Origin of the sequence: Rhodococcus sp. T9N (assembly GCF_024436645.1) — a bacterium.
Lineage (GTDB): Bacteria > Actinomycetota > Actinomycetes > Mycobacteriales > Mycobacteriaceae > Rhodococcus_F > Rhodococcus_F qingshengii.
Genome location: NZ_JAMSKS010000005.1, coordinates 309,301 through 331,367, shown reverse-complemented (window position 1 = coordinate 331,367; position 22,067 = coordinate 309,301). Strand labels below are relative to the sequence as shown.

Here is a 22,067-nt window from a genome sequence, read left to right as displayed (position 1 = left end):
CCTGAAACGCTTGAAAGAGCCATGTGAGAGACAGAAGGCGAGACGTCATGACGGATCCGACAGACCAGAGCCGCGCCGTACTACCGATTCCGGATCGACAACATCTTGGTCTGGTGACGTACGACGCGAAGGACCCGGACACCGAGTTTCCACCGATCACTCCGCTACTACCGCCGGCCGGCGCACCCAATGTTCTGGTGGTCCTGTTGGACGACGTGGGATATGGCGCGAGCAGTGCCTTCGGAGGACCAGCGGACACACCGACTGCTGAGCGATTGCAAAGTAATGGGCTCACGTACACGCGGTTTCACACGACGGCACTGTGTGCTCCGACCCGCGCCGCTCTTCTGAGCGGGCGCAACCATCATTCGGTCGGCATGGGATCGATCACCGAAACCGCTACCTCGGCTCCTGGTCTTTCCGGCCTGCGGCCGAATACCAAAGCCGCACTGCCGATGACGTTGAAACTCAACGGATACTCGACGGCGCAGTTCGGCAAGTGTCACGAGGTTCCGCCGTGGCAAACATCCCCGGTGGGACCGTTCACGTCGTGGCCGACGGGAGAAGGCGGATTCGAGCATTTCTACGGATTCATCGGCGGGGAGAACAACCAGTATTACCCGGCGCTGTACGAGGGCGTCGCGCCTGTCGAGCCGGACAAGACACCGGAGGAGGGTTACCACCTCACTGAGGACCTTGCCGATCACGCGATCGACTGGGTTCGGATGCAGAAGTCATTGGCTCCGGACAAGCCGTTCTTCGTCTACTTTGCACCCGGCGCTACCCATGCGCCGCACCATGTTCCGAAGCAGTGGGCCGACAAGTACGAGGGCCGGTTCGCAGGAGGTTGGGACGCTCAACGCGAATCAATTCTCGAGCAGCAGAAACAGCGGGGGGTCGTTCCCGCGGATGCGGTCCTCACCCCGCGTCCCGAGGCCATCCCGGCGTGGGAGGACATGAGTGAGGAGATGAAGCCCGTCCTCGAACGCCAAATGGAAGTCTATGCAGGATTTCTCGAACACACCGATTTCCATGTCGGCCGGCTTGTCGATGCGATCGAAGAACTCGGAGCTCTCGACAACACCCTCGTGTACTACATCATCGGAGACAACGGAGCGTCCGCAGAGGGGACGATCAACGGCGCTTTCAACGAGATGGCCAACTTCAACGGACTCGCCGCCATCGAGACGCCCGAGTTCATGGCGGAAGTGAAAGACAAATTCGGTACCAAGGACGCATACAACCACTATTCCGTGGGGTGGGCGTGGGCAATGTGTACCCCGTACCAGTGGACGAAACAGGTTGCGTCGCATTGGGGTGGCACTCGCAACGGGACGATCGTGCACTGGCCTGCAGGGATTCGGACCAAGGGGGAGACGCGGTCGCAGTTCACCCACGTCATCGACGTTGCACCGACGATCCTCGAGGTCGCGAAACTACCGGAACCGACCTTTGTCAACGGCGTCCAGCAATCACCCATCGAGGGGACCAGCATGGTCTACACCTTCGACGACGCCGAAGTCGCCGAACGTCACGATCTGCAGTACTTCGAGATGGCCGGCAACCGTGGAATCTATTACAAGGGTTGGAGTGCGGTCACCAGGCACAGCACTCCATGGCTTTTCGCGGAGGCACTCCCCGCACTCGACGACGACGTGTGGGAGCTCTACGACGGGTCTCAGGATTGGACGCAGTCCAAAGACTTGGCGGCTGAGATGCCGGAGAAACTCGCTGCACTGCAACGCTTGTGGTTGATCGAAGCGGTCAAGTACAACGTGCTTCCGATCGACGACCGAAGATTCGAGAGGTTCAACCCTCACATCGCGGGGCGTCCGCAGTTGGTGTCCGGGAACCGACAGGTTCTGTTTCCCGGAATGAAACGGCTGAGCGAGCACAGCGTGCTGAGTATCAAGAACCGATCATTCAGTGTCACAGCAGCAGTCGACGTCGCGGATGGCATTACTGCCAACGGTGTGATGATCGCGCAGGGAGGCAGATTTGGTGGCTGGGCACTTTACGCGCGGGAAGGCCGCGCCAAATTCGTCTACAACCTATTGGGCATGACCGAGTTCGTCATCGGTTCCGACGTTGACATTCCGGCAGGATCACACCAGATCAGAGCTGAGTTCACCTACGACGGAGGTGGTCTCGCGAGAGGCGGTGGGGTCACGATCTATCACGACGGTCGCGAAGTGGGCTCAGGTCGCGTCGAGCAGACGCAACCGATGGTCTTCTCCGCGGACGAGACCACCGACATCGGGGATGACTACGGCATGCCTGTCAGTGTCGATTACAGTGGCGCAACCACATTCAACGCACGTATCGACGTCGTGCAGATCGATGTCGGTGACGACGACCATACCCACCTCATCGATCCGGAGGAGGTGGCGCGAGTGGCGGTGTCCAGACAGTGATTCCACAGGCAAGAGCAGCAGTCACAATCTCCTGAGGGAGGGTCGCAATGCCGACCGTCATCCGAACTGTTCACGATCTGGTCCGCCACGCGCGCGGGCCGACGCACCATCACCACCATCAATCCGTGCACGAGGCGCGGCGAATGCGTGCCCACCACATTCTGGTCACGCATTCGCTCGCCTGATTTCGGGGCTACAGGTCGCGCGCCAATGCTCGTCCGGCTGCGCGGCCCGAGAAGATGCAGCCGCCGAGGAAGGTCCCCTCGAGTGCGCTGTAACCGTGGACTCCGCCGCCGCCGAAGCCCGCGACTTCACCGGCTGCGTACAGGCCGTCGAAGACACTGCCGTCGGCCTTGATGACCTGCGAATCCAGGTTGGTTTCCAAGCCGCCGAGAGTCTTGCGTGTGAGCAGGTGCAACCGGACCGCGATCAGTGGGCCGTTCTTGGGGTCCAGGATCTTGTGCGGTGCAACGACGCGCACGATCTTGTCTGCCAACAGATTACGGGCACCGTGGATGGCGGTGACCTGGAAGTCCTTGCTGTACTTGTTATCGACTTCGCGGTCGCGGGCGATCATCTCGCGTTCGATGTCCTCGTAGTCGAGGAGCGGTTCGTCGGTGAGGGCGTTCATGCCGTCGACCAGATCACGAAGGTTGTTGCGCACCACGAAGTCCGCGCCCTTCTGCTTGAACGCCTCGACCGGTCCCGGCGCGCCCTTCTTGATTCGTTCGAGGAGGAGCTTGAAGTCGCGGTTGGTGAAGTCAGGGTTCTGTTCCGATCCCGAGAGTGCGAACTCCTTCTCGATGATCTTCTGGTCGAGGATGAACCACGTGTACTCGTGGCCGCTGTCGAGGATGTACTTAAAAGTTCCCATCGTGTCGAAGCCTGGGAAGTTGGGGACCGGCAGACGCTTGCCGGTGGCGTCGAACCACATCGAGGACGGTCCGGGGATGATTCGGATTCCGTGGTTGGGCCAGATGGGATTCCAGTTCTGGATGCCTTCGGTGTAGTGCCACATGCGGTCGCGGTTCACGATGTTTCCGCCCGCGGATTCGGTGATTTCGAGCATGCGCCCGTCGACGTGCGCCGGTACTCCCGTCAGCATGTGCTTGGGTGCCTTGCCGAGTCGCTCGGGCCAGTTTTTCTTCACCAGTTCGTAGTTGCCGCCGATTCCACCGGATGTCACTACGACGGCCTGTGCGGCGAACTCGAACTCGCCGACGGGGGTGCGTGAGCTCTTCACACCGCGCAGATCACTGGAAGGTTCGAGGACGGTTCCTCGTACACCGGTGACCGCGCCATCGGTGACCACCAACTGATCCACCTGGTGGCGGTGCTTGAACGTGACGAGGCCACGTTTCTGGGCAGCAATGACCTTGGTCAGAAAGACGTCGACGACGCCAGGTCCGGTGCCCCAGGTGAGGTGGAAGCGCGGCACCGAATTTCCGTGTCCGAGAGCCATTCCGCGGCCGCGTTCGGCCCAGCCGACATTCGGCATCAGGCGAAGCCCCAGATCGTGCAGGTACTGACGCTTGTCGCCGGCCGCGAACTCGACGTACGCCTTGGCCCACTGACGCGGCCAGTGATCTTCGCGGTCGCGGTCGAATCCCGCTGTGCCCATCCAGTCCTGCATCGCCAACTCGAGGGAGTCCTTGATGCCGAGTCGGCGTTGTTCGGGGCTGTTCACGAGGAAGAGTCCGCCGAGAGACCAAAATGCCTGCGCGCCGAGGTTGGCAGCGTTCTCCTGTTCCACGACAAGGACTTTGCGGCCCGCGCGCGTCAGTTCGTAGGTGGCGACCAGTCCCGCCAGCCCTGCCCCGACAACGATGACGTCAGCTTGTTCGCTCACGACAACTCCTCTTCCGATTGGTTGTTCTGGATTATTTCGCTGTAGGACAGCAGAATTCGAGTGAAGATATCGCGGCGCAGTGCAAAGGCGGCGTTGGTGTCGGTATCGACGAGGCACTGCACGCTGGTGCCGTCGTGCACTGCGACCAATGCCCGTCCCAACGCCGTCGGGTCGCCGACGATTGTTCGCCCGACGTCGCTGAGTGCGGACTCCACGATGGGCAACAGGGTGCGAAGGATCGCGTCTTCACGGTCGGCAAGGGCTTTGCGAAGTGCCGGGTTGCGGAGCGCGTGGGCTGTGAATTCCGCGTTGATCCGGTACCACTGCGGGTCGACCGGAACCACCGCCACGATCCGGGCGACAGCGGCATGGATGTCGACGGTGTTACCGGCGGTGATCGACTCCGTCGCCAACCGCAGATCGGCGAGCATTGCTGCGGATCGCTGCTCCCACATCGCGAAGAACAATTCGTCGAGTGAATCGAAGTTGGAGTAGAACGCGCCTCGGGAGTATCCGGCGCGTTCGCAGATCTGCTCGACCGTGGCGTGCCCGAACCCGGATTCGGAGAAGACATCTGCAGCCGCGTCGAGCAGGCGCTGCCGGGTCTGACCACGGCGTTTGGTGACACGCTTGGCCGGAGAGTTGTCCGTTCCAGTCGTCATCGGCGCCTCCGTCAGGGTGGGACCCCAAACGATACACCGATGTATCCGATGCGCAGGCGTATCTCGATCTGTTCTTCTTCGCAGGTATTTCTATGCATATCTAGTAAATGTGCAAGAGAGGTGAATATTCAGATGTGATCGCTACAGATGCAGATCACGCTTCCTGATCGCCGCAGTGGCGACGACGCTGATCGCCGAGGAGGCCACCAGATATCCACATGCCAGCCAGGGCGAACCGCCACTGGCGCCTATCAGTGCCGTCAGAATCAGAGGTGTGACGCCGGAGGCGTAGATACCCGAGAACTGGTAAACGACCGACAACCCGGTGTACCGGATTTCTGTGGGGTAGAGGCTCGCATACAGCGTTCCCTGGGCGCCGTAGAACAAGGCGTGAATCACTCCGAAGACCACGACCAACGCGACTCCGAAGAGCAGGAGATTCTCGGTACCGAACAGTGCGAAGGCGGGGAAGATCGCGAGGCCGTACGCGGCGATGCCCACGATGTAGACCCGTTGCGGGCCGAACCGATCAGTGAGTAAACCGGAAAACGGCAGCAAGATCGCCATCACTACTGCGGCCACGGTGACCACAAGAAGTACCGGAACCTTTTCGAAATGCAGAGTCTTGGTTGCATACGTGATTGCAAAGACGCCCCAGGTGTTGAACGCGGCGCCCTCGCCCCAGCGAGACAGCATGCCCAGTACGGTGTTTCGCGCGACTCTTCCTTGAAAGACTTCCCTGAGCGGGGCGGATGAGCGCTGTTCGAGGTCGCGAACGGCCTGAAATGCCGGCGTCTCGTCGACCTTCAAACGGACCACCAACCCCACGATCACGAGTACCAAGCTCAGAACAAAGGCTATGCGCCAGCCGAAACGGAGAAACTGTTCGTCGTCGAAGACCGTTTGAAGTAGTGCGAACATTCCTGTGCCCAAAGCCAAGCCGAGAGCCAGTCCGATCTGCGGGATGCTGCCGAACAGCCCGCGCTTCTTCTCCGGACTGTGTTCGACCGCCAGAAGAACGGCTCCGGCCCACTCACCACCGAGAGCAAATCCCTGCAGGATACGAAGCAGCAGAAGCAGAATCGGTGCAACGACCCCGATTTGAGCTGCGGTCGGAAGGACACCCATGAGCGCCGTCGCGATACCCATGATGAACATCGTGAGGGCAAGCGTTTTCTTGCGCCCGATGCGATCGCCGATGTGACCGAACACCACTCCGCCGATGGGGCGAACGAGAAAGCCGACCGCGAAGGTCGCAAAAGAGAGCATGGTCCCGACGAACGAACTCTGGTTCGGGAAGAACAGTTGGTTGAAGACCAGACTCGCGGCCGTTGCGTAGAGGAAGAAGTCGTACCACTCGACCGTCGTGCCGAGCAGGCTCGCGGCGACGACGGTTCTCAATCTGGATCGCCGCTCGTCGTCGGTCTCGTTCGAGAACGGTGAATTGTGCTCGACTTCGGCAAACGTGGTCATCGGAGCCCCCGGGTCGCGGTGCAAATTCACGAAGGTATCGCCGGAGCCGAAAGTGGGCACCCCTAGCGATCAGGGTGATTTCAACCCTGTTCTTCGAGGTGGACTGTGGTTGTAATGACAGAAGAGTTCTGCCTGTTCGTCGACGAAAGGAATCACCGTGTCACTGCGCTTCCACTGGTTCTTGCCTACTTACGGTGATTCCCGGAATCTGATGGCGGGTGGGCACGGCAGCTCGATGTCCGGTGATCGTCCGGCGACGCTGAAATACCTCAATCAGATCGGCGCGGCCGCCGAGACGAACGGCTTCGAAGCTGTCCTCACGCCGACCGGCGCGTGGTGCGAAGACGCATGGCTGACGACGGCGATGATGCTCGAGACCACCGAGACGCTCAAGTTTCTGGTTGCTCTGCGACCGGGATTGCTCAGCCCGACGCTGGCCGCCCAGATGGCCGCAACCTTCCAATGGCAGTCGGGCGGTCGTCTGCTGCTCAACGTCGTGACCGGCGGGGAGGACCACGAGCAGCGCACGTTCGGTGACTTCCTCGACAAGAACCAACGGTACGCACGATGCGGCGAGTTCCTCGACGTGATCCGCCAGTTGTGGTCCGGTAACGGTCCGGTTGATTTCTCCGGCGAGTACGTCAACGTGGAAAAGGCTACGCTGCAGCGTATTCCGGATCCGGTACCGCCCATCTTCTTCGGCGGATCGTCGCCGGCGGCCGGAACCGTCGCATCGCGTTACGCGGATACGTATCTCACGTGGGGTGAGACGCCGTCCGCTGTTGCCGCCAAGATCGCCTGGATCCGCGACCTCGCGGAAGTCCAAGGTCGTCACCTCGACTACGGAATCCGTCTGCATGTCATCAGCCGGGACACCTCGGAACAGGCATGGGCAGAAGCGGATCGGCTGCTCAGTGCGCTCGATCCGGCGACCGTCGAGCAGGCTCAGGCGAGTCTTGCGCGATCCGGCTCCGAAGGTCAGCGTCGAATGCTCGAATTGCACGGCGGCGGTTCGGCTTACAAGGAGGGCGTCGGAGCGAGGTCGCTGGAGATTGCGCCGAACCTGTGGACCGGCGTCGGATTGGTGCGAGGGGGTGCAGGCACCGCATTGGTAGGTTCGCACCAAGAAGTGGCTGATCGGATTGCCGAGTACGCGGCGATCGGCCTGGATCACTTTGTATTGTCGGGCTATCCCCATCTCGAAGAGGCGTATCAGTTCGGTGAGGGTGTGCGTCCGATCCTCGAAAAGCGTGGATTGGTAGCACCGCACGGTTCGGTCGGCGGACCGGTGCGGACGCCCTTCGTCTCCAGTGGGAACTGAGTCGAACAGCGAGCTCTTCGAGAAGGGGACGTTTGTCCCGATCTTTCGGGCACGGCCTCCCTCCGGGGCTATTCACGCAATTCGGTCAGTAGATCCGTTCTAGGCTGCGCACTGTTGCCGAACTCAAGGCGCAGTACGAAAGGATCCTCGATGAAGCTGGGCACGAGTGGAGTACGTCGCGTCGTGGGAACCGTGGCAGTCGCCGCTGCAACCGCGGCAGGCGTCGCGATGGTCAATCCTGCAACTGCGTCGGCCGAGGTGGTCCCGCCGGTCGTCTCGTACAAGGTGACCGGAAACGATCTGGCACTGACGATCACGAACAACAACACGGGCATTGCCCCGTTGTGCCAGGCGTTTGTCGTCAACGCCGCGGATTCTGCTGCCGTGCTTGATGATCCGCTCAAGCTGCTCGATCCGAACCTTGTGGTGTACCCCAAGATCACCGACCCGTCCTCACTGTTCGCCGTCGGTAAGGGGCAGACGGTCACCAACACCGTGACCGATGTTCCGGACGGAACCTACGCCGTGCTCGGTGCCTGCTCCGATCTTCTCGATCTGGAGACGTTGGGTAAGCCTGTTCCTGGCGTGCCGAGCCTCGTTGTCATCGGTGGACCGTTCAGCGGCATCAATACCGGAAGCCTGAGCGACCTGTTCGGCAGCGGCAGCCTCGAAGGACTCTTCGGGTAGCTCACCGTCTGTCTCTCCAATTTTCCGACTGAGCGGTCTATTCTTCAGGCATCTGGCGATCTGACCGACTTGCCTGGAGGTTCGGAAATGCGAAGTCGTGGATTCAAACGCGTTCTCGGAAGCATTGTCGCGGCGTCGGCCGCCGTCGTGGGACTGGTTGTCATGACTCCGGCGACGGCGTCGGCATCACCGGCGATTCTCCCGCCTCCGGTGTCGGTGAGCGCAGCGGACAATGCGATCACCTTCACCATCACCAATCCGAACCCGCGGTTCAGCTTCATCAACTGCACAGTGGCGATCCTCAACGCCAGGGATGTCCCCGACGTGATCCGCGATCCGGCAAAGCTGCTCCAGCCCGGCGTGTTGGTGTATCCGACCGTCAGCAACATCCTCGATCTGTTTGCCGTTTCGCCTGGGCAGACGAGCACGCGGACCGTCGGCAATCTGCCGGCCGGGGTGTACGCCGTTGCGGGAGCGTGCGTTCGACTGCTCGATCCGACCAACCCCACTATCGCGATTCCGCAGGCCGTTGTGGTCGGCGGCTGGTTCGAGGGCGCCGGAACCGGAAGTCTCTCAGGTTCTTTGGAGGACCTGGGATACAACACGGTCCAGGACTTGATCGACGCGTGGAATCGGATCAGCTCGGGAAGCAGCGGCGGCAGTTTCCAGTTCGAGTACCAAGGTGGCTCGGATTTCGAGGTAGTGGGTCCTACGTCGTAGTCGGTCCGGCTCACTTGCGCGCGCGGTGGCGTCGCACCGCGTCGCGATTTGCACACGTGGGGGAGCAGTACCGCTGATTGCCGTTGCGTGAGGTGTCCGCATAGATGTTGGTGCACTCGTCCAGGGTGCACCGACCTAATCTGTGCATTCCGCGGCCGACGAGGTGCAGCGCCGTGCCTACCGAGAAGAGTGCCTTGAGGACCTCGGCGAGCGACTGTTGCGGATCGCGGTAGTGCAGATGCCACCCGTCGTTGGCGTGGTTGGTCATTCGCGGATACGCCGACGCTTGCTCGAGCATGACGTTCACCAACTCGGCGCGGGCAGCCTCCTCCGTGACGTCGACGATTTTCGACCACTCGATCAGAAGGTCGAGGGTCTCGTCGAGGTCCTTCTCGGCGATGGGGAAATCGAGAATGATGCCTGCATCGACGCAGCGTTCGACGAGTTCGGCCAAGGTCTCGGGATTTTGATTGGCCAGGTCGGCGGCCAGCGTCACCGCATATTCGCCGTAAGGGTTGAGATGCACAATGCCATTACATCATGCTCGTCGTATGAAGAAAACAGATTTCGCGCCGATAAGTTGCATCCACCGCTGGGAGATCGAATCTCGGCATCGGACCAGCGAGGGGACGGTCACCTACCTGCGCTGCCATTGCGGGTCGTGGCAGACCTTGCTCGCCGAATGGGTGTCGGGCGGTGCGAGCTCGGCCGTCGCTGCGCCGATCAAGGTCAGGTCCAGGTAATGGTCAGCTAATCGCTCCGTTTTGCCTCGGGCGACATGGAACGTGTTCTAGATTCAGGGTTGTATGCCTCGGTATCGCGGCGCAGACTCTGAAAGGGAAGACGATGCAGTTCAACCTCGCTGATGTATTCGAAACCGTCGCCAGCTCGGTGCCTGATCGCGTCGCCTTGACTTACGAGGGAGAGAACTTCTCCTACGCTGAGCTGGACGCGGAAGCCAACCGAACGGCCAACCTGCTCGCGCAAGCTGGCATCTCGCGCGGCGATCATGTAGCCCTGTTCCTGAAGAACAGCGTCGAACATGTCACGTCGATCCTCGGGTTGATCAAGATCCGTGCGGTCCCGATCAACGTGAACTACCGGTACACACCCGCCGAGCTCGAGTACATCTTCACCAACTCCGACTCGGTCGCAGTGGTCGTGGAACTCCCCGAGCATCAGCGTGTCCTTGCTTCCCTTTTCGGTGCATGCCCGAAGGTGAAGACGGTGATCGTGATCGGCGAGGTCGAGGCCGACCTGGTCGCCGCAGCGAAAGCGCATGAAGTTTCCGTGGTTTCCTTCGACGACGCTCGCGAGATGTCACCGGTAGGGGAGTTCGATTCTCGTTCGGGCGACGACGTGTACCTGCTCTACACCGGCGGGACCACCGGATACCCGAAGGGCGTCATGTGGCGTCACGACGACTTCTTTCGTAAGCCGCTCTCCGGCGGAAATCCGTACGGCGAGGAAGCTCGACAGGACCTCGCCGAGATAGCCAGCGCTGCAAAGGAATTTCCGGAACTCTCGTTCCTCATTGCCGCCCCCCTCATGCACGGCGCAGCGTTGTATTCGCTGTTCACCTTCCTCACCCTCGGTGCCCGCGTGGTTCTACGACGAGAATTCGTTGCGGAGAAGGTCGTCGAAGCGATCGAGAAGGATTCGGTACAGGTGATCCTGATCGTCGGTGACGGCATGGGACTGCCGTTGGTCGACGAGATGGAACGACGCAAAGACGAGGTCGATTTCAGCAGTCTCTTCTCGATCACGTCAGGTGGTGCGATCTGGTCCACCAGCGTTCGAGACCGCATGCTGGCGGTGAAGCCGGACCTGCTGTTGCGGGACAACTTCGGAGCCTCGGAGTCCGGTAATGACGGCGCCTTCTCCATCGATGAGGCGGGAAATCTGCGAATGCCGCCCTCGCCGAACATGATCCTGGTCGACGAGCGGCTCGAAGAGATCCCCGCCGGCTCCGACGACGTGGGCTACATCGCGCGTATCGGAAACGTCCCGCTCGGGTACTACAAGGACGAAGAGAAGACCGCCCGCACGTTCCCGACCCGCGCTGACGGCACCCGTCTTTCGGTGCTCGGCGACATGGGCAAGGTTGAAGCGGACGGCACGATTGTCTTCCTGGGCCGCGGCTCACAGTGCATTAACACCGGCGGCGAGAAGGTTTTCGCCGAAGAGGTCGAGGCTGCCCTTCACGCGCATCCGGCGATCTCCGACGCGCTTGTCGTCCCCGCACCCGACGCGCGCATGGGGCAGCAGGTTGCCGCGGTGATCGCGACCTATCCCGAGTCCGACGAGCTGACTCTCGAAGCGGTTCAGGAACATTGCCGTAAGACGTTGGCCGGTTACAAGGTGCCGCGCACGATCGTGCTGGTCGATGAAGTCAAGCGAACCCCGGCCGGTAAGGCGGACTACCGCTGGGCGACGACACTGGCGTCGTCCTAGCAGTGTGGAGTGGGTGGCGACAACCTTTCACACGGATTTCACCACGACATAAGAGACATACCGGAAAGATGGCGCAGAGTAAGTCGTTCGCGCCTTGCGTCGTCACTCCACGAAAGGGTCTCAGCTCATGCTCATCATCGGAATACTCCTGTTCGGGATCGTCATCGGAGCGGGAGCCCAGCTGATTCTGGGGAAAACGACCGCACGAGTGGACTGGACCTTCGCGTTCATCGCGGGAATCGGTGGTTCGCTGGTCGGCGGATTGCTCGTGAGTTTGATTGCAGGCGACGGATTATCATTGCGCCCGAGCGGCATCCTCGGGTCCCTTGCCGGCGCTGTCATCATCACCGCGGGGTGGCAGTGGTACCGCGGGAGGAACGCAACTACAACTACGCGTCCGTCTGATCGCTGATTTCCACAGTTCCGTCAGGGGACGGAGAGCGTCGACATATGACCGAACTACTCGATGAAGTCCTCACCGCACATGGCGGAGTCGAACGTTGGCAGTCTGTTTCAGCGATCACGGCACGGGGACGTTTGGGCGGTCTGCTGCCTCAGCGCTTCCCCGGCAACAAGCTGGCGAAGTTCACGGTCGAGGTTGAAGTCGCCGAGCAACGCACTGTCCTCCAAGACTTTCCGCGTGTCGGCGAGTGCGCTGTGTTCGACAAGGGCGTCGTGCGGATCGAAACTCGCGACGGCGAAGAACTCGGGAGTCGAACCGACCCACGTCCAGAGTTTTTCGGGTTGAGTGGAGTCCGGCGCAACCTCCACTGGGACGCGCTCGACACCGCTTACTTTGCCGGCTACGCCTTTTGGAACTATCTGAACGCACCGCTGCTGCTCGCCCGCGACGACATCACTGTCACCGAAGCCGAACCTTGGCAGGAATCCGGGCAGCAATGGCGACGACTACAAGCAACGTTCGCGCCGGCGATCGATACCCATTGCCGGCAGCAGACCTTCTATGTCGACAACGGTGGCCTCATCCGCCGTCACGACTTCGTCGCCGAACCGGTAGGCAGCTGGGCGAAAGCTGCTCTCTACTGCGACCAGCATCGCGAGTTCGACGGTCTCACCTTTCCCACTCGACGACGTGTGCTCCCGAGAGGCCCAGGAGGCCGCGTTCCCTCGCGGCCGACCCTCCTGGCGCTCGACTTCGACGACATCGAGATCAAGCGATGAACATCAGTTCTCGGTTACCTGTTGTCGAGTGTGAACAAACGGAACACGGTCCGCATGCACAGAACGACGCCGACGAAGCCCAGTACCGCACTCGCGAGTGCATAGCCCGACAGCTGAGGTGTGAGTTGTGGTCCGCCAGGTACGAACAGCAGGATCGCCGCGACGATCAGCGCGGTCACTCCCGCCGCCATACCCAGCGCGTTGTTCGCCGACCGTCGTAGCCATCGCCTGTCGTCGGGGTGTGCAACCGAGCGAGTGCGAAGTGTGAAGCTTCCCGACGCGATCGAGGTCGCGATCTGATCGAGCTGACCAGGCAGGCGCCGGACCACCGCGGTTGTGACCGCCGTCGTCGACAGGATTGCCTGTGCGGCTGCAGTCGGGCTGGCGACATGGGTCAACAGTCGGGGTACTTCGGCCCGAACAGCAGCGACGAGGTCGATCTGCGGATCCAGGAGCCGCAGGGCGCGCTCCAAGGACGCGAGCGAACGGAAAGCGGCCGCGACGTCTCCCGGCACTCCGATTCGGTGTTCGCGAAGCACAGTGAACATTCGCGCGAACGATGCCATGGAAACATTGGGTTGGACACTGAGCAGGGTGATCTCTCGGCCCACCTGGTGACGTAGTGCTCCGCGATCAACTTCGGGCGGCACGTCGAATGCCATCAGCATCGCGTCGACTGTCGCCACCGGATCACCTGCGAGGGCAGCGTTGAGGAGCACGGCGAACAAGATCCGTGTCTCGCCGTCCAGAACCCCTACTGCGCCGAAGTCGAGGAGCCCGACCCGGCCGTCATCGAGGATCATGATGTTGCCGGGGTGCAGGTCCGCGTGAAACACGCCGTGGACAAAGATCCCGTCGAGCAACGACGCAAGAAGTTCGTTGGCGATGCTGCTGCGGGTGTCGCGGTCGAGGCCGGTGAGCGCCGACTCACCGTCGGAGAGCGGTGTGCCGTGAAGACGTTCCATCACGAGCACCCGTCCGCTACTGAGGTTGGGGTAGATGTGCGGAACGACGATATCCGGGCGGTTCGACATGGTGGAAGCAATCGCGCCGGTATTCGCTGCTTCGGTGCGGTAGTCGAGTTCCTCGAGCAGTGACGTGACGAGGCCCCCGGCGAGTCGGTGAACGCCGATATCGCGTGCCCAGGGAAAACGGGTCTCCGCGCGGGATGACACGCGAAGGAAGATATCGCAATCCACGCTCACTTGTGCGCTCGCCTCGGGCCGTTGAACCTTCACCACAACGTCGACGCCTTCAACGGTGCGCGCGGAATGTACCTGTGCGACAGAGGCGGCGGCGAACGGCTCCACATCGAACCATGCGAACACCGACTCTGGTGCGTCGCCGAGTTCCGATGCCAGTAGCTCCGCAATGCGGACTGGATCAGCCGGTCGTGCCGAACTTTGCAGAGACGAGAGAGTGCGAGCCAACTCGGGTGGTATGAGGTCGTCTCGCGTGCCGAGGATCTGTCCCAGCTTGACGAAAGTGACACCGCACCGGTTGATTACTTCCACCAGCGCGTCCCCGAACTGAGGCGCTGATGGCCCAGCACGGAGAGCCGGCCCGCCTCCCGCTCGCACGACGATGCCCATGATCTGGACGTATCGCTTGGTTCGTCGCCACGATTTGCGGCTGCGCTGCAATGCTTCTGGCGGTCCGGGGATGGACCCTGTTGGAAGGACAACTTCGAGGAAAACCAATGCGGCCAGGCATGCTGCGAACACCCAGAGCGCGACAACTCCGAAGAATATGAGCGCTGTTCCTACGCTCACCAGAAGTTGATCGTCCTGGCTGGCAATTCCTGCAAGCGTTGCGACGTATCCCGACAGTGGAACCCCCACCGAGAGTGCTATCACCGCGACCGCAAGGGTTCGCGGCCATCCGACTCTCGTCCCCAGCGTTCGTCGCATCACGCCCGCCAGTGCTGCTGCAAGAAATGGCGTCGTGACGATCCAGACCATCAAGTCCATTGCGATAGCGTACGGGTTCGCAATCTGCGATACATCCAGGAAAACCCCGAGCCCACCCCGACTGCCGGGTAACAAGCCCGACAGTGCCCAAGCGTCGAACATGCTTGGGCACTTCGGTGTTCATTCGCTCCGATGTCGACTCGTCCTGATCGACCGTCCAAAACTGCGTTCACTGACCATCCGCGAGGCCGAACTGCGCATCATGCTCGTCAGCGATGTCCCGGCCACCTTTCGCGAGGAGCATTACAGCCGAAGAACAGGCTGCGATGGACGCCGAGCAGAAGTGAGACCGAGTGGACTCCATTAAAGAATGGGGCCGCCGGTGAACAGGTTGACGAGACTCACCGCGAAGAACTGGACGATCGCTATGGCGGTGGCAAACGGGTCGCCCGCATACGTAGCTTGGTTGACCCATTCGTTGAATGCGTTGATCGAACCCATTGTGATTCCTCCTGAGTAGTGATGGCGTGACTGATTGAAACTGGCGGTATGACACTCGACACGAGGGACGTAGTACGAATCCAGCGCAGTTGGGCATATGAGGCCACGAACGGTCGGTGACGAGCGCCGACAGTACGCTGCGGTTGCGGCCCTCTGCGCTTCGAATGTAGTTTCCCGACTTAGGAATACCGTGAAGGACGGGCGGATTCGGTTACGAGTATCCCGCGACAGACGACATCGTCAATATTATGATGTCGGCAACAAACGCGACGACGGCACCAATCGGATTCTGGACAATCCACGAAATTACTTCAGTCATGTTCTCGGTCCTTCCTTAGCGTAAGACGCGTGATCGAATACTCGACCAGCTGTTGCAGTACCCGGCCCCGTTCGGCGAATTAAGCCTTTGCCGAAAATGATTGGCGCAAACAGATAGATCGCACACCGGGGCGTTGAATCAACTCGCCCAATCGTTGCACCTCTGTGCTCCGGGTTCGATTCGTTACCAACATCTTTCGGAGAAGGGGTGATCAGTCCCATCAGCGATCGGTACCCCGCGTGCGAAACCCTTTTCCGTAAACACCTGCCCAGCAACGTCGTAACGTCAGAAGTGGCAGTTGGCGAGGCCGACCGTCTTCTCGAGATCGTGGCGAGTTTTGCTGGGCAGATGTGACACTACCTCGCGGTCTCGCCGGATCAGTCTTCCTTTCGGACATCGATGGCTGTTCTTCGTGTGGTTGTTACACAATCGACGGAATCGCTGTTGGGGGTGGCGATGCGCAGCTATTTCCCCTGCGAATCTTCAGGAATTGCCTGCGACACCCGTGGATACGGATCCTCGATCTCCACCGAGCGCAATTCCGTGTGCCGACAAACATCGCAGTGCTTCCGACCGGATCGATGCACCCAGAACCAATCGCCGTCACGCACAAAGGGCCAGACGGTTCTGGGAAAGACCCAAGCGCTCCTGCAGTTCCCGGCGATCTGTTGCGCCAGTTCGAGTTCACACTTGATCTAACTGGTCGACGCATAGTGGTGTACCGGTAGCCAAAAGAGTCCCGCCGGTCGGTTAGTGTTGACGGTGAGATACGACGCGGAGGTGGCTGTGAGAATCTGGAACTGGTTGATGCTCAAAATTTCAGCAATCGGTGGGTCGCCGAAGTTTCGGAAGATAGTCGACAGTCCGATTTGGGCGGGCGCCAATGACCGCAAGCTCTGACTGAGCGGGCGGCAGATTCTCCAATTTGCAATTGCCGACCTGCGACTGCGAGCACGCTCACGGCCTGCTGCGACGGCAACGCGACTGTCGACCTGAATTTATCCGCAATCGATATGGGAGGGCTTGTGGGAGTCTGGGGTCCGGGAAACTTTGACAGTGACACCGTCGCGGATGGGTTGGGGGCCCTGACCGGTCGAATCGTGGACGACATCACTGCCGAGTTCGAAGACGATTCGAGTCTGGAGCCGGATGAATGGGGCGGGGAGATGGTGCCGGCGTGGCTCGAGATCCTCACCGATATTGCCCAGACGAAACGAGTCGGTGTGACCTTTCCATCGACGCAAGTGCTGATCGACTGGCGCGATCGATATCTGCGCGTGTGGGATGGCTACATTGACGAACTCGAACCGGACGAGGATCACAAGGTCGCTCGACGTGCAGTGCTCGTCCATACCTTCGAACAGGCGGTCGCCCTCGCAGCCGAGCGCGAACAGGCATAAACCTGGTGCGGCCGCGCTACTGACCATAGATCCGTCAGGTCCCCGGTGGAACGACGGTGAACGTGAACCCTCCGGAAGTCATTGCGTTGGCTTCTTCGAACATCGAACAGAGAGCTTCGGCGGCGTCGGTCGCCAATGCTCGGGCAGCGCTGGGGGTTCGACCTCGGGCCGTCACCGCGAGCCCAGGTATGTCCGCATCTGTGATCGTCAGATCGGACTCGTAGTCGGAAGCACTGCCACCGAGTATCTGCGCGAGGAGATGGTCTTCGTCCACCACAGACCTCCCGCCACGACCAAAACGGCGGCGGCAACGGCCACCATTACCTGACCGCGGCGGTCGGAGAGGAATGTTCTCATCTGTCAGTTGTACCGCCTTGGCCGGCTGATTGACCGGCTTCATCACTACCTTGTCGGCGGCTGGTCCGCGAGATCACGTCCGCTTCGCATCGTCATGATTGCGGACGAACTTCATGAGTCGGGGAATTACCCGATCAGGTATGTGTCCCAGGATTCCGTGGCCGGTTCCGGCATAAATCTCCACTTCGGCTTCAGGTACGAGATCAGCTAACCTCGCGGCCACCTGCTCGGGGCTGGAGACCACCGTCTCAGCGCCGGAGATTACGAGCATTGGGACCGAGATCGACTGCACTTCTGCATCTTTGAGCATTCGTGCCCACCCGACACCGGGCCGGTAGTTCAATGCCTCTGTAACCAAAGCGAACTCGCGATCGCCGATGACGTACCCGGGGGACAGCCAATCGTTGAGCTCGCGAATATTTTTGTCGGTGCGGCGCATACCGGCGCGGATCATCTTCAGCAGCACACGCCACGAGGGCTTGTCGAAGACTCCACCCGGTTCGATTAGGGTCACACTCGCCAGTCGTTCAGGGGCGTGAAGTGCTACTAGAACGGCGTGCCACGCACCATGCGAGTAGCCGACCAGGTGGACGCGATCGACCCCGAGTTCGTTCAATACCTCGCCCACCCAGGTGGCGAAGTCGGATTCCCCGGTCAATGGAGCGGTCTGCACACTGCGGCCTGCAGTACCGATCGTGTCCAGCGCATAAACGACTCGGTCTCGGCACAGGTCCTCGATGACGATGTGCCATTGCAGACAATTGGCGCCGACTGCGTGCAGCAGGACGATCGGCGTCTCCGTGCCGGTCCCCGACCTACGGACATGGGTGGTTCCGAACGATGTCGGCACGTCGAGTTGTGTCGACGGAACCGGCCAGGTGCTCTCCAGTTCTCGGTAGATGCTCTGGTACGCCTGCTTTGATGCTTCGTTCTTGAATCGTCCGATCTTCGGCATGAGCCTCCCTCTCGCTGCTTTCAATTTTGATGGTATGACCGTATCACTAATGCGGTACGTGCGTATCATTAACGAGTCAAAGTCATCCATTCGAAAGGGGAAGGACAGCCTCATGCCGCGACTGGTCGACCATGAAGTGAGGCAACGGGAGATCACCGATGCGGTGCGGCGAGTGATTGTCGACGGTGGGCTCGCGGCGGTGACATTTCAGTCCGTTGCTGCCGAGGCAGGGATTTCGGTGCGACTCGTGCAGTACTACTTCGGCACGAAGCGGGAATTCCTTCTCGCGACGCATCAAGCTGTGCGTCAGGATGCGGGTGCTCGCTTGATGCAGGAGTTGTCTGTTCTTGGCGCGGAAGCGACACCCCGCGAGGTTATTTCAGCGTTCCTTGTTGGCATGCTCCCGCTCGATCGACAACGTCGGGAGGAAGCGATTGTTCTCGGCGCCTTCCACGCTGCCGCACTGACCGGACAAGGAATCGCCGCCGAGGAAACCCTCACTGCGCCAAGAGAGTTGACAGCGCTCATTTCCGGCCAGCTTCAACGAGTGACCAATCGGGACGCGGTTGCGCCGTCAATGGATCCCGACCTCGACGCCGAGCTCATTCTGGCGGCTGTCGCCGGGCTCGCCCAGGGGATGCTTCCCGGCTACGGCACAGCAGAATTGGCGGTGCAGTTGGTTGAGCGTCTCCTCGATCGCATTCTCGGGCCGACGAGACCTCAGGCCACGAATCAACCCGAAGTCGGCCGCCGTTAGTATTCCGGGATGTCTCCTGTGAACCCAGCGCTCGCCGGCCGGGTGTTTCCCTCGTCTTCGTACCTTGTCGGGCGCGAGAAGATTCGCGAGTTCGCTCTGGCGGTGCGTTCGAGCAATCCCTTGCATCATGATGTCGGTGTCGCCAGGGAGGCCGGGTTCGTCGATGTCATCGCACCGACAACATTCACAACCGTTGTCCAGCAACGAGCGATCATGGCACTGCTGCGCACGCCGGATACCGGGCTCGATCCGACTCGTGTGGTCCATACTTCCGAGAAGATCGAGCATCAGCGTCCGATAGTCGCCGGCGATGACCTGTCTACGACACTGACGATTACAGGGGTGACAGTGCGTGCAGGCAGTGCGATCCTGTCGACAGTTTCCGAGATCCACGACGTGACCGACGCTTTGGTAGCAACGGTCACCTCGACGCTGCTGGCGCGAGGAGAAGGCGCATGACCGTACCCGTCGTGCCGGTTTTCGAAAACCTCGTCCTCGGTGACATCGTCGCGAAGGTTGATCTGGTCCTCACTCGTGATGACCTAGTTCGCTACGCCGGTGCCTCCGGCGACATGAACCCGATCCATTTCAACGACGCAATCGCTACCGCGGCTGGGCTACCGGGAGTTCTGGCTCACGGAATGCTCACTGCCGGAATTGCTTTGCAGGCCATCGTCGACTGGGTTGGCGATCCGAGCGGTGTGTTCTCGTACGAAACTCGCTTTACTCGACCCGTCGTAGTCGATGCCGTCGATGGTGCTGATCTCTCCATCACTGCGAAGATCGCGCGGATCGACGCCACGATGCGGACAACGCGGATCGATGTCACAGTCACGCACAAGGGCCAGACGGTTCTGGGAAAGACCCAAGCGCACCTTCAGTTCCCGGGCGCCTGACAGGATTGCGGGCTGTCACTGGTCACATCGGGACCTACGCATCCGGGCGGGAGATCAACTGCATTGTGGCGCAGCACTACCGGAAAGACACCAACAGCTCGTCCGACGCTTGCATCGGTGCGTATCCGTCGGCGATGACGCGCCGACAGCCGTCGATCTCGACGGCGAGTAATCGTTCCTCGTTCGTAGGACGGTCCACGTAGATCGTCGACGCCACCTCGGTGGCCACCGCGTCACAGTCGGGAGCGGGTGGAAGTCCGTCGAAGGTTTCCGTCGTAGACGATGTGCCTACGAATTCGGTGGCGGAGAATCGGCAGAAAACGCTGCCCGCCGACAGCAACGTCAGCGCCGCGGTACCTGTTGTGGCTGGTCGGTAGGCCGGCCTGCAATGCGACAGTTCGTAGATCTGGTCGTCGGACAACGCTATTCGGTGTTCGGTACTGCCGACCGGTGTCAGTTCCTTGATGGCGGCCAGGCCACCGGGTTTCGGTAGTCCACACGAATCGGAGGGATACCCCGGCCGAGTTGCTCGGCCTCGATCGTCGACCAACCAGAATTGGTCCAGGACAGCCAGGCTGTAGTTGTCACCGCAGCCTTCGGGGAACCAAGTCTTGTGCGCGGACGAGCGGTTCAGCATTTCCACCGCCCGACTGAAATCGCCCTCCCAACGGTGAGCAGAGAAGCTGACGGTTCGGTCGGCTGCCACGTTGTCGCTGACAAACGGGTCGCACGTGACGGCGGCGACGGGTACGAAATCGTCTGGAACTGTCGCAGTTGGTGTCGTCTGGAGCGGGCCGATCGGATACGGGGTCGCGCACCCCAGCGTCTCGGCGTCGACTATTGCGGCAACAGGACGGTCGGGGATGGTCACGTGCCAAATGCCGGCAACAGCGAGGATGACGATCACGACTGCGAACCAACGCCAGAGCATGAGCACACCGTATCGGTCCCGATGTGCGCCGAGGCTTAGTCCTCCGTTTACCGCCGAAGTCCTCGCATCCAAATTGAGTGGATCCACGTTGCGGCTCGCAGATATGGTCCACTGGTGACGCATCCGAATGGTCGAAACGACAGTCCGATCCTGGTGATTGGTGCCGGCATCGTCGGCGCGTCGATCGCGTATCACCTGGCGCGCGTTGGTCTCCGAGTCACCGTGCTGGAGCACGGCTCGGTGGCGGGCGGGGTGACCGGCAACTCCTTTGCCTGGGTCGGCCTCTCGAAGAGTGCCGCAGAAACTTACTCAGATCCGTTCCGGCAAGGCGCTGCAGTAGAATTCGACCGCCTGGAGCGCGAACTCGTCGAGCCAATCGGTTTGCGCCGCAGAGGCGCGATCACCTGGGAAGAGACGGAAGGGGAGACTCGAGCGTTCGTAGATGCTCATCGAGCACTCGGCCATCCCGTCGACCTCATCGGTAAAGAGGAGATCCTTGCTCGTGAGCCGGGATTGCGGACGGCCCCCTCGGTCGCAGCGTACGCGCCTGATGACGGTGGCGTTGACCCGGTTGCGTTCGCTCGATCGCTCCTGCGAGGTGCCGAAGAGTACGGTGCCACAGTGTATTCCGATGTCAGTGTGCTCGGGGTGCTCGCGGAGGGCATGAGAGTGTGCGGAGTAATGACTGCCGACGGTCCCGTCTACGGATCGGCCACCGTGCTCGCTGCGGGTACCGCGATTCCTGGACTCGCGGCGTCGGCGGGAGTGGACGTCGAGGTCGACGCCTCCCCGTGTTGTCTCATCAGATTCTCGACGCCCTACCCATTGGTGAACGGAATACTCTCCTCTCCGGATTTCGAGATCCGGCAATTGGACGACACGACACTGATTGCGGCTGAAGATGTTCCGGTCGGGTTCTCCGGAGATGTTCGTGAGCTTGCGGGGCCGACGCTGCACGCGATCCGCAGTCAGCTCGAGGACGGTGACCAAGTGGAACTGATCGAGGCGGTAGTCGCTGACCGTCCCATCCCGCGTGGTGGCCGCCCGCTGCTGGGCTTCGCCGAAGGCGTGTCGGGGCTCTATCTGGCCGCGACGCATCCGGCGATCATTCTGGCCGGAGCAATTGGAGCCCACGTGGCCGGGGACTTCGCCCGAGCGTCAACCCTGGACGGTTAGACGACGACGCCGGAGCCCGGTTCGACAAGGTTCGAGCCGATATTGCGGTTCCTAGTTCTCTCTAGGACACGCGCTAGAGAGCGGGATATTCGTCTACTCGGCT

General features: G+C 61.0%; 23 protein-coding genes. 14 read left to right on the top strand and 9 right to left on the bottom strand.

Going from position 1 to position 22,067, the window contains the following annotated elements; translation table 11 throughout:
* Positions 1-47: 47 nt before the first annotated feature.
* Positions 48-2,414, top strand: a complete 2,367-nt coding sequence (locus M1L53_RS12060) for an arylsulfatase (RefSeq protein ID WP_054188444.1) — start codon at positions 48-50, stop codon at positions 2,412-2,414.
* Positions 2,415-2,461: 47 nt separating this feature from the next.
* Positions 2,462-2,599, top strand: coding sequence for a hypothetical protein (locus M1L53_RS12055; protein ID WP_153211511.1), 138 nt, complete (start codon positions 2,462-2,464; stop codon positions 2,597-2,599).
* Positions 2,600-2,607: 8 nt separating this feature from the next.
* Here the strand turns inward: M1L53_RS12055 and M1L53_RS12050 are convergent, their stop codons facing one another.
* From M1L53_RS12050 to M1L53_RS12040, 3 genes are all read right to left on the bottom strand, one after another.
* Entirely contained in the window at positions 2,608-4,263 is a 1,656-nt protein-coding gene (locus M1L53_RS12050) for an FAD-binding dehydrogenase (RefSeq protein ID WP_007729934.1), read from the bottom strand.
* Positions 4,260-4,925: a TetR/AcrR family transcriptional regulator gene (locus M1L53_RS12045; RefSeq protein ID WP_007729937.1), complete on the bottom strand. Its 666-nt coding sequence runs from the start codon at positions 4,923-4,925 to the stop codon at positions 4,260-4,262. Before M1L53_RS12045 ends, M1L53_RS12050 begins: the two co-directional genes overlap by 4 nt.
* A gap of 141 nt (positions 4,926-5,066) precedes the next feature.
* The gene (locus M1L53_RS12040; RefSeq protein ID WP_054188485.1) at positions 5,067-6,398 is read right to left on the bottom strand and encodes an MFS transporter; all 1,332 of its coding nucleotides are present in this window, start codon (positions 6,396-6,398) and stop codon (positions 5,067-5,069) included.
* A 157-nt stretch (positions 6,399-6,555) separates the two neighbouring features.
* Here M1L53_RS12040 and M1L53_RS12035 point away from each other — a divergent pair, with 157 nt between their 5' ends.
* The 3 genes from M1L53_RS12035 (at position 6,556) to M1L53_RS12025 (ending at position 9,126) form a co-directional block, all read left to right on the top strand.
* The gene (locus M1L53_RS12035) at positions 6,556-7,719 is read left to right on the top strand and encodes an LLM class flavin-dependent oxidoreductase (RefSeq protein ID WP_003940457.1); all 1,164 of its coding nucleotides are present in this window, start codon (positions 6,556-6,558) and stop codon (positions 7,717-7,719) included.
* A gap of 150 nt (positions 7,720-7,869) precedes the next feature.
* On the top strand, positions 7,870-8,406 hold the full coding sequence (locus M1L53_RS12030) for a hypothetical protein (protein ID WP_007729952.1): 537 nt from the start codon (positions 7,870-7,872) through the stop codon (positions 8,404-8,406).
* An 87-nt stretch (positions 8,407-8,493) separates the two neighbouring features.
* Positions 8,494-9,126 (top strand): hypothetical protein, encoded by a 633-nt coding sequence (locus M1L53_RS12025; protein WP_054188443.1) that lies wholly within the window; start codon positions 8,494-8,496, stop codon positions 9,124-9,126.
* Between the two features lie 10 nt (positions 9,127-9,136).
* Here M1L53_RS12025 and M1L53_RS12020 read toward each other — a convergent pair whose 3' ends face one another.
* A complete protein-coding gene (locus M1L53_RS12020) occupies positions 9,137-9,652 on the bottom strand; it encodes a CGNR zinc finger domain-containing protein (RefSeq protein ID WP_054188442.1) in 516 nt (171 codons plus the stop codon).
* Positions 9,653-9,677: 25 nt separating this feature from the next.
* Between M1L53_RS12020 and M1L53_RS12015 the strand changes: the two genes are divergently transcribed.
* The 4 genes from M1L53_RS12015 to M1L53_RS12000 all read left to right on the top strand — a co-directional run bounded on the left by M1L53_RS12015 (position 9,678) and on the right by M1L53_RS12000 (position 12,762).
* On the top strand, positions 9,678-9,869 hold the full coding sequence (locus M1L53_RS12015) for a hypothetical protein (RefSeq protein WP_154100300.1): 192 nt from the start codon (positions 9,678-9,680) through the stop codon (positions 9,867-9,869).
* 103 nt (positions 9,870-9,972) lie between these two features.
* Positions 9,973-11,580, top strand: coding sequence for an AMP-binding protein (locus tag M1L53_RS12010; protein ID WP_054188441.1), 1,608 nt, complete (start codon positions 9,973-9,975; stop codon positions 11,578-11,580).
* 127 nt (positions 11,581-11,707) lie between these two features.
* Positions 11,708-11,992 carry a hypothetical protein gene (locus M1L53_RS12005; protein WP_003939785.1) on the top strand — a complete coding sequence of 95 codons (285 nt, stop codon included), beginning with the start codon at positions 11,708-11,710 and terminating at the stop codon, positions 11,990-11,992.
* 38 nt (positions 11,993-12,030) lie between these two features.
* The gene (locus M1L53_RS12000; RefSeq protein ID WP_054188440.1) at positions 12,031-12,762 is read left to right on the top strand and encodes a hypothetical protein; all 732 of its coding nucleotides are present in this window, start codon (positions 12,031-12,033) and stop codon (positions 12,760-12,762) included.
* A gap of 14 nt (positions 12,763-12,776) precedes the next feature.
* Here M1L53_RS12000 and M1L53_RS11995 read toward each other — a convergent pair whose 3' ends face one another.
* The gene (locus M1L53_RS11995; protein ID WP_223304585.1) at positions 12,777-14,732 is read right to left on the bottom strand and encodes an AarF/ABC1/UbiB kinase family protein; all 1,956 of its coding nucleotides are present in this window, start codon (positions 14,730-14,732) and stop codon (positions 12,777-12,779) included.
* Between the two features lie 303 nt (positions 14,733-15,035).
* On the bottom strand, positions 15,036-15,173 hold the full coding sequence (locus M1L53_RS11990) for a hypothetical protein (RefSeq protein ID WP_021345701.1): 138 nt from the start codon (positions 15,171-15,173) through the stop codon (positions 15,036-15,038).
* Positions 15,174-16,592: 1,419 nt separating this feature from the next.
* Between M1L53_RS11990 and M1L53_RS11985 the strand changes: the two genes are divergently transcribed.
* Positions 16,593-16,892: a DUF4259 domain-containing protein gene (locus M1L53_RS11985; protein WP_223304584.1), complete on the top strand. Its 300-nt coding sequence runs from the start codon at positions 16,593-16,595 to the stop codon at positions 16,890-16,892.
* Between the two features lie 34 nt (positions 16,893-16,926).
* On the opposite strand, the gene M1L53_RS11980 is transcribed toward M1L53_RS11985, so the two are convergent.
* Positions 16,927-17,166, bottom strand: a complete 240-nt coding sequence (locus M1L53_RS11980; RefSeq protein WP_007729961.1) for a hypothetical protein — start codon at positions 17,164-17,166, stop codon at positions 16,927-16,929.
* 156 nt (positions 17,167-17,322) lie between these two features.
* On the bottom strand, positions 17,323-18,204 hold the full coding sequence (locus M1L53_RS11975; protein ID WP_054188438.1) for an alpha/beta fold hydrolase: 882 nt from the start codon (positions 18,202-18,204) through the stop codon (positions 17,323-17,325).
* A gap of 112 nt (positions 18,205-18,316) precedes the next feature.
* On the opposite strand from M1L53_RS11975, the gene M1L53_RS11970 reads away from it, so the two are divergent.
* The 3 genes from M1L53_RS11970 to M1L53_RS11960 are packed head-to-tail and all read left to right on the top strand — an operon-like array spanning position 18,317 to position 19,857.
* The gene (locus tag M1L53_RS11970; RefSeq protein ID WP_007729967.1) at positions 18,317-18,961 is read left to right on the top strand and encodes a TetR/AcrR family transcriptional regulator; all 645 of its coding nucleotides are present in this window, start codon (positions 18,317-18,319) and stop codon (positions 18,959-18,961) included.
* Between the two features lie 9 nt (positions 18,962-18,970).
* The gene (locus tag M1L53_RS11965) at positions 18,971-19,420 is read left to right on the top strand and encodes a MaoC family dehydratase N-terminal domain-containing protein (RefSeq protein ID WP_019745537.1); all 450 of its coding nucleotides are present in this window, start codon (positions 18,971-18,973) and stop codon (positions 19,418-19,420) included.
* Positions 19,417-19,857, top strand: a complete 441-nt coding sequence (locus tag M1L53_RS11960) for a MaoC/PaaZ C-terminal domain-containing protein (protein WP_030536527.1) — start codon at positions 19,417-19,419, stop codon at positions 19,855-19,857. Before M1L53_RS11965 ends, M1L53_RS11960 begins: the two co-directional genes overlap by 4 nt.
* 76 nt (positions 19,858-19,933) lie before the next feature.
* Here M1L53_RS11960 and M1L53_RS11955 read toward each other — a convergent pair whose 3' ends face one another.
* On the bottom strand, positions 19,934-20,788 hold the full coding sequence (locus M1L53_RS11955; protein WP_054188437.1) for a hypothetical protein: 855 nt from the start codon (positions 20,786-20,788) through the stop codon (positions 19,934-19,936).
* A gap of 114 nt (positions 20,789-20,902) precedes the next feature.
* On the opposite strand from M1L53_RS11955, the gene M1L53_RS11950 reads away from it, so the two are divergent.
* Positions 20,903-21,964: an FAD-binding oxidoreductase gene (locus M1L53_RS11950; protein WP_054188436.1), complete on the top strand. Its 1,062-nt coding sequence runs from the start codon at positions 20,903-20,905 to the stop codon at positions 21,962-21,964.
* Positions 21,965-22,067 lie beyond the last annotated feature (103 nt).

Bases quoted from the DNA above. Each gene is read 5' to 3' on its own strand.
- M1L53_RS11960 (WP_030536527.1), top strand. From the start codon at position 19,417: ATGACCGTACCCGTCGTGCCGGTTTTCGAAAACCTCGTCCTCGGTGAC.
- M1L53_RS12010 (WP_054188441.1), top strand. From the start codon at position 9,973: ATGCAGTTCAACCTCGCTGATGTATTCGAAACCGTCGCCAGCTCGGTG.
- M1L53_RS12005 (WP_003939785.1), top strand. From the start codon at position 11,708: ATGCTCATCATCGGAATACTCCTGTTCGGGATCGTCATCGGAGCGGGA.
- M1L53_RS11990 (WP_021345701.1), bottom strand. From the start codon at position 15,173: ATGGGTTCGATCAACGCATTCAACGAATGGGTCAACCAAGCTACGTAT.
- M1L53_RS12025 (WP_054188443.1), top strand. From the start codon at position 8,494: ATGCGAAGTCGTGGATTCAAACGCGTTCTCGGAAGCATTGTCGCGGCG.
- M1L53_RS11965 (WP_019745537.1), top strand. From the start codon at position 18,971: ATGTCTCCTGTGAACCCAGCGCTCGCCGGCCGGGTGTTTCCCTCGTCT.
- M1L53_RS12030 (WP_007729952.1), top strand. From the start codon at position 7,870: ATGAAGCTGGGCACGAGTGGAGTACGTCGCGTCGTGGGAACCGTGGCA.
- M1L53_RS12060 (WP_054188444.1), top strand. From the start codon at position 48: ATGACGGATCCGACAGACCAGAGCCGCGCCGTACTACCGATTCCGGAT.
- M1L53_RS12000 (WP_054188440.1), top strand. From the start codon at position 12,031: ATGACCGAACTACTCGATGAAGTCCTCACCGCACATGGCGGAGTCGAA.
- M1L53_RS11955 (WP_054188437.1), bottom strand. From the start codon at position 20,788: ATGCTCTGGCGTTGGTTCGCAGTCGTGATCGTCATCCTCGCTGTTGCC.
- M1L53_RS12040 (WP_054188485.1), bottom strand. From the start codon at position 6,398: ATGACCACGTTTGCCGAAGTCGAGCACAATTCACCGTTCTCGAACGAG.
- M1L53_RS11975 (WP_054188438.1), bottom strand. From the start codon at position 18,204: ATGCCGAAGATCGGACGATTCAAGAACGAAGCATCAAAGCAGGCGTAC.
- M1L53_RS12055 (WP_153211511.1), top strand. From the start codon at position 2,462: ATGCCGACCGTCATCCGAACTGTTCACGATCTGGTCCGCCACGCGCGC.
- M1L53_RS12015 (WP_154100300.1), top strand. From the start codon at position 9,678: ATGAAGAAAACAGATTTCGCGCCGATAAGTTGCATCCACCGCTGGGAG.
- M1L53_RS11970 (WP_007729967.1), top strand. From the start codon at position 18,317: ATGCCGCGACTGGTCGACCATGAAGTGAGGCAACGGGAGATCACCGAT.
- M1L53_RS12045 (WP_007729937.1), bottom strand. From the start codon at position 4,925: ATGACGACTGGAACGGACAACTCTCCGGCCAAGCGTGTCACCAAACGC.
- M1L53_RS11995 (WP_223304585.1), bottom strand. From the start codon at position 14,732: ATGGACTTGATGGTCTGGATCGTCACGACGCCATTTCTTGCAGCAGCA.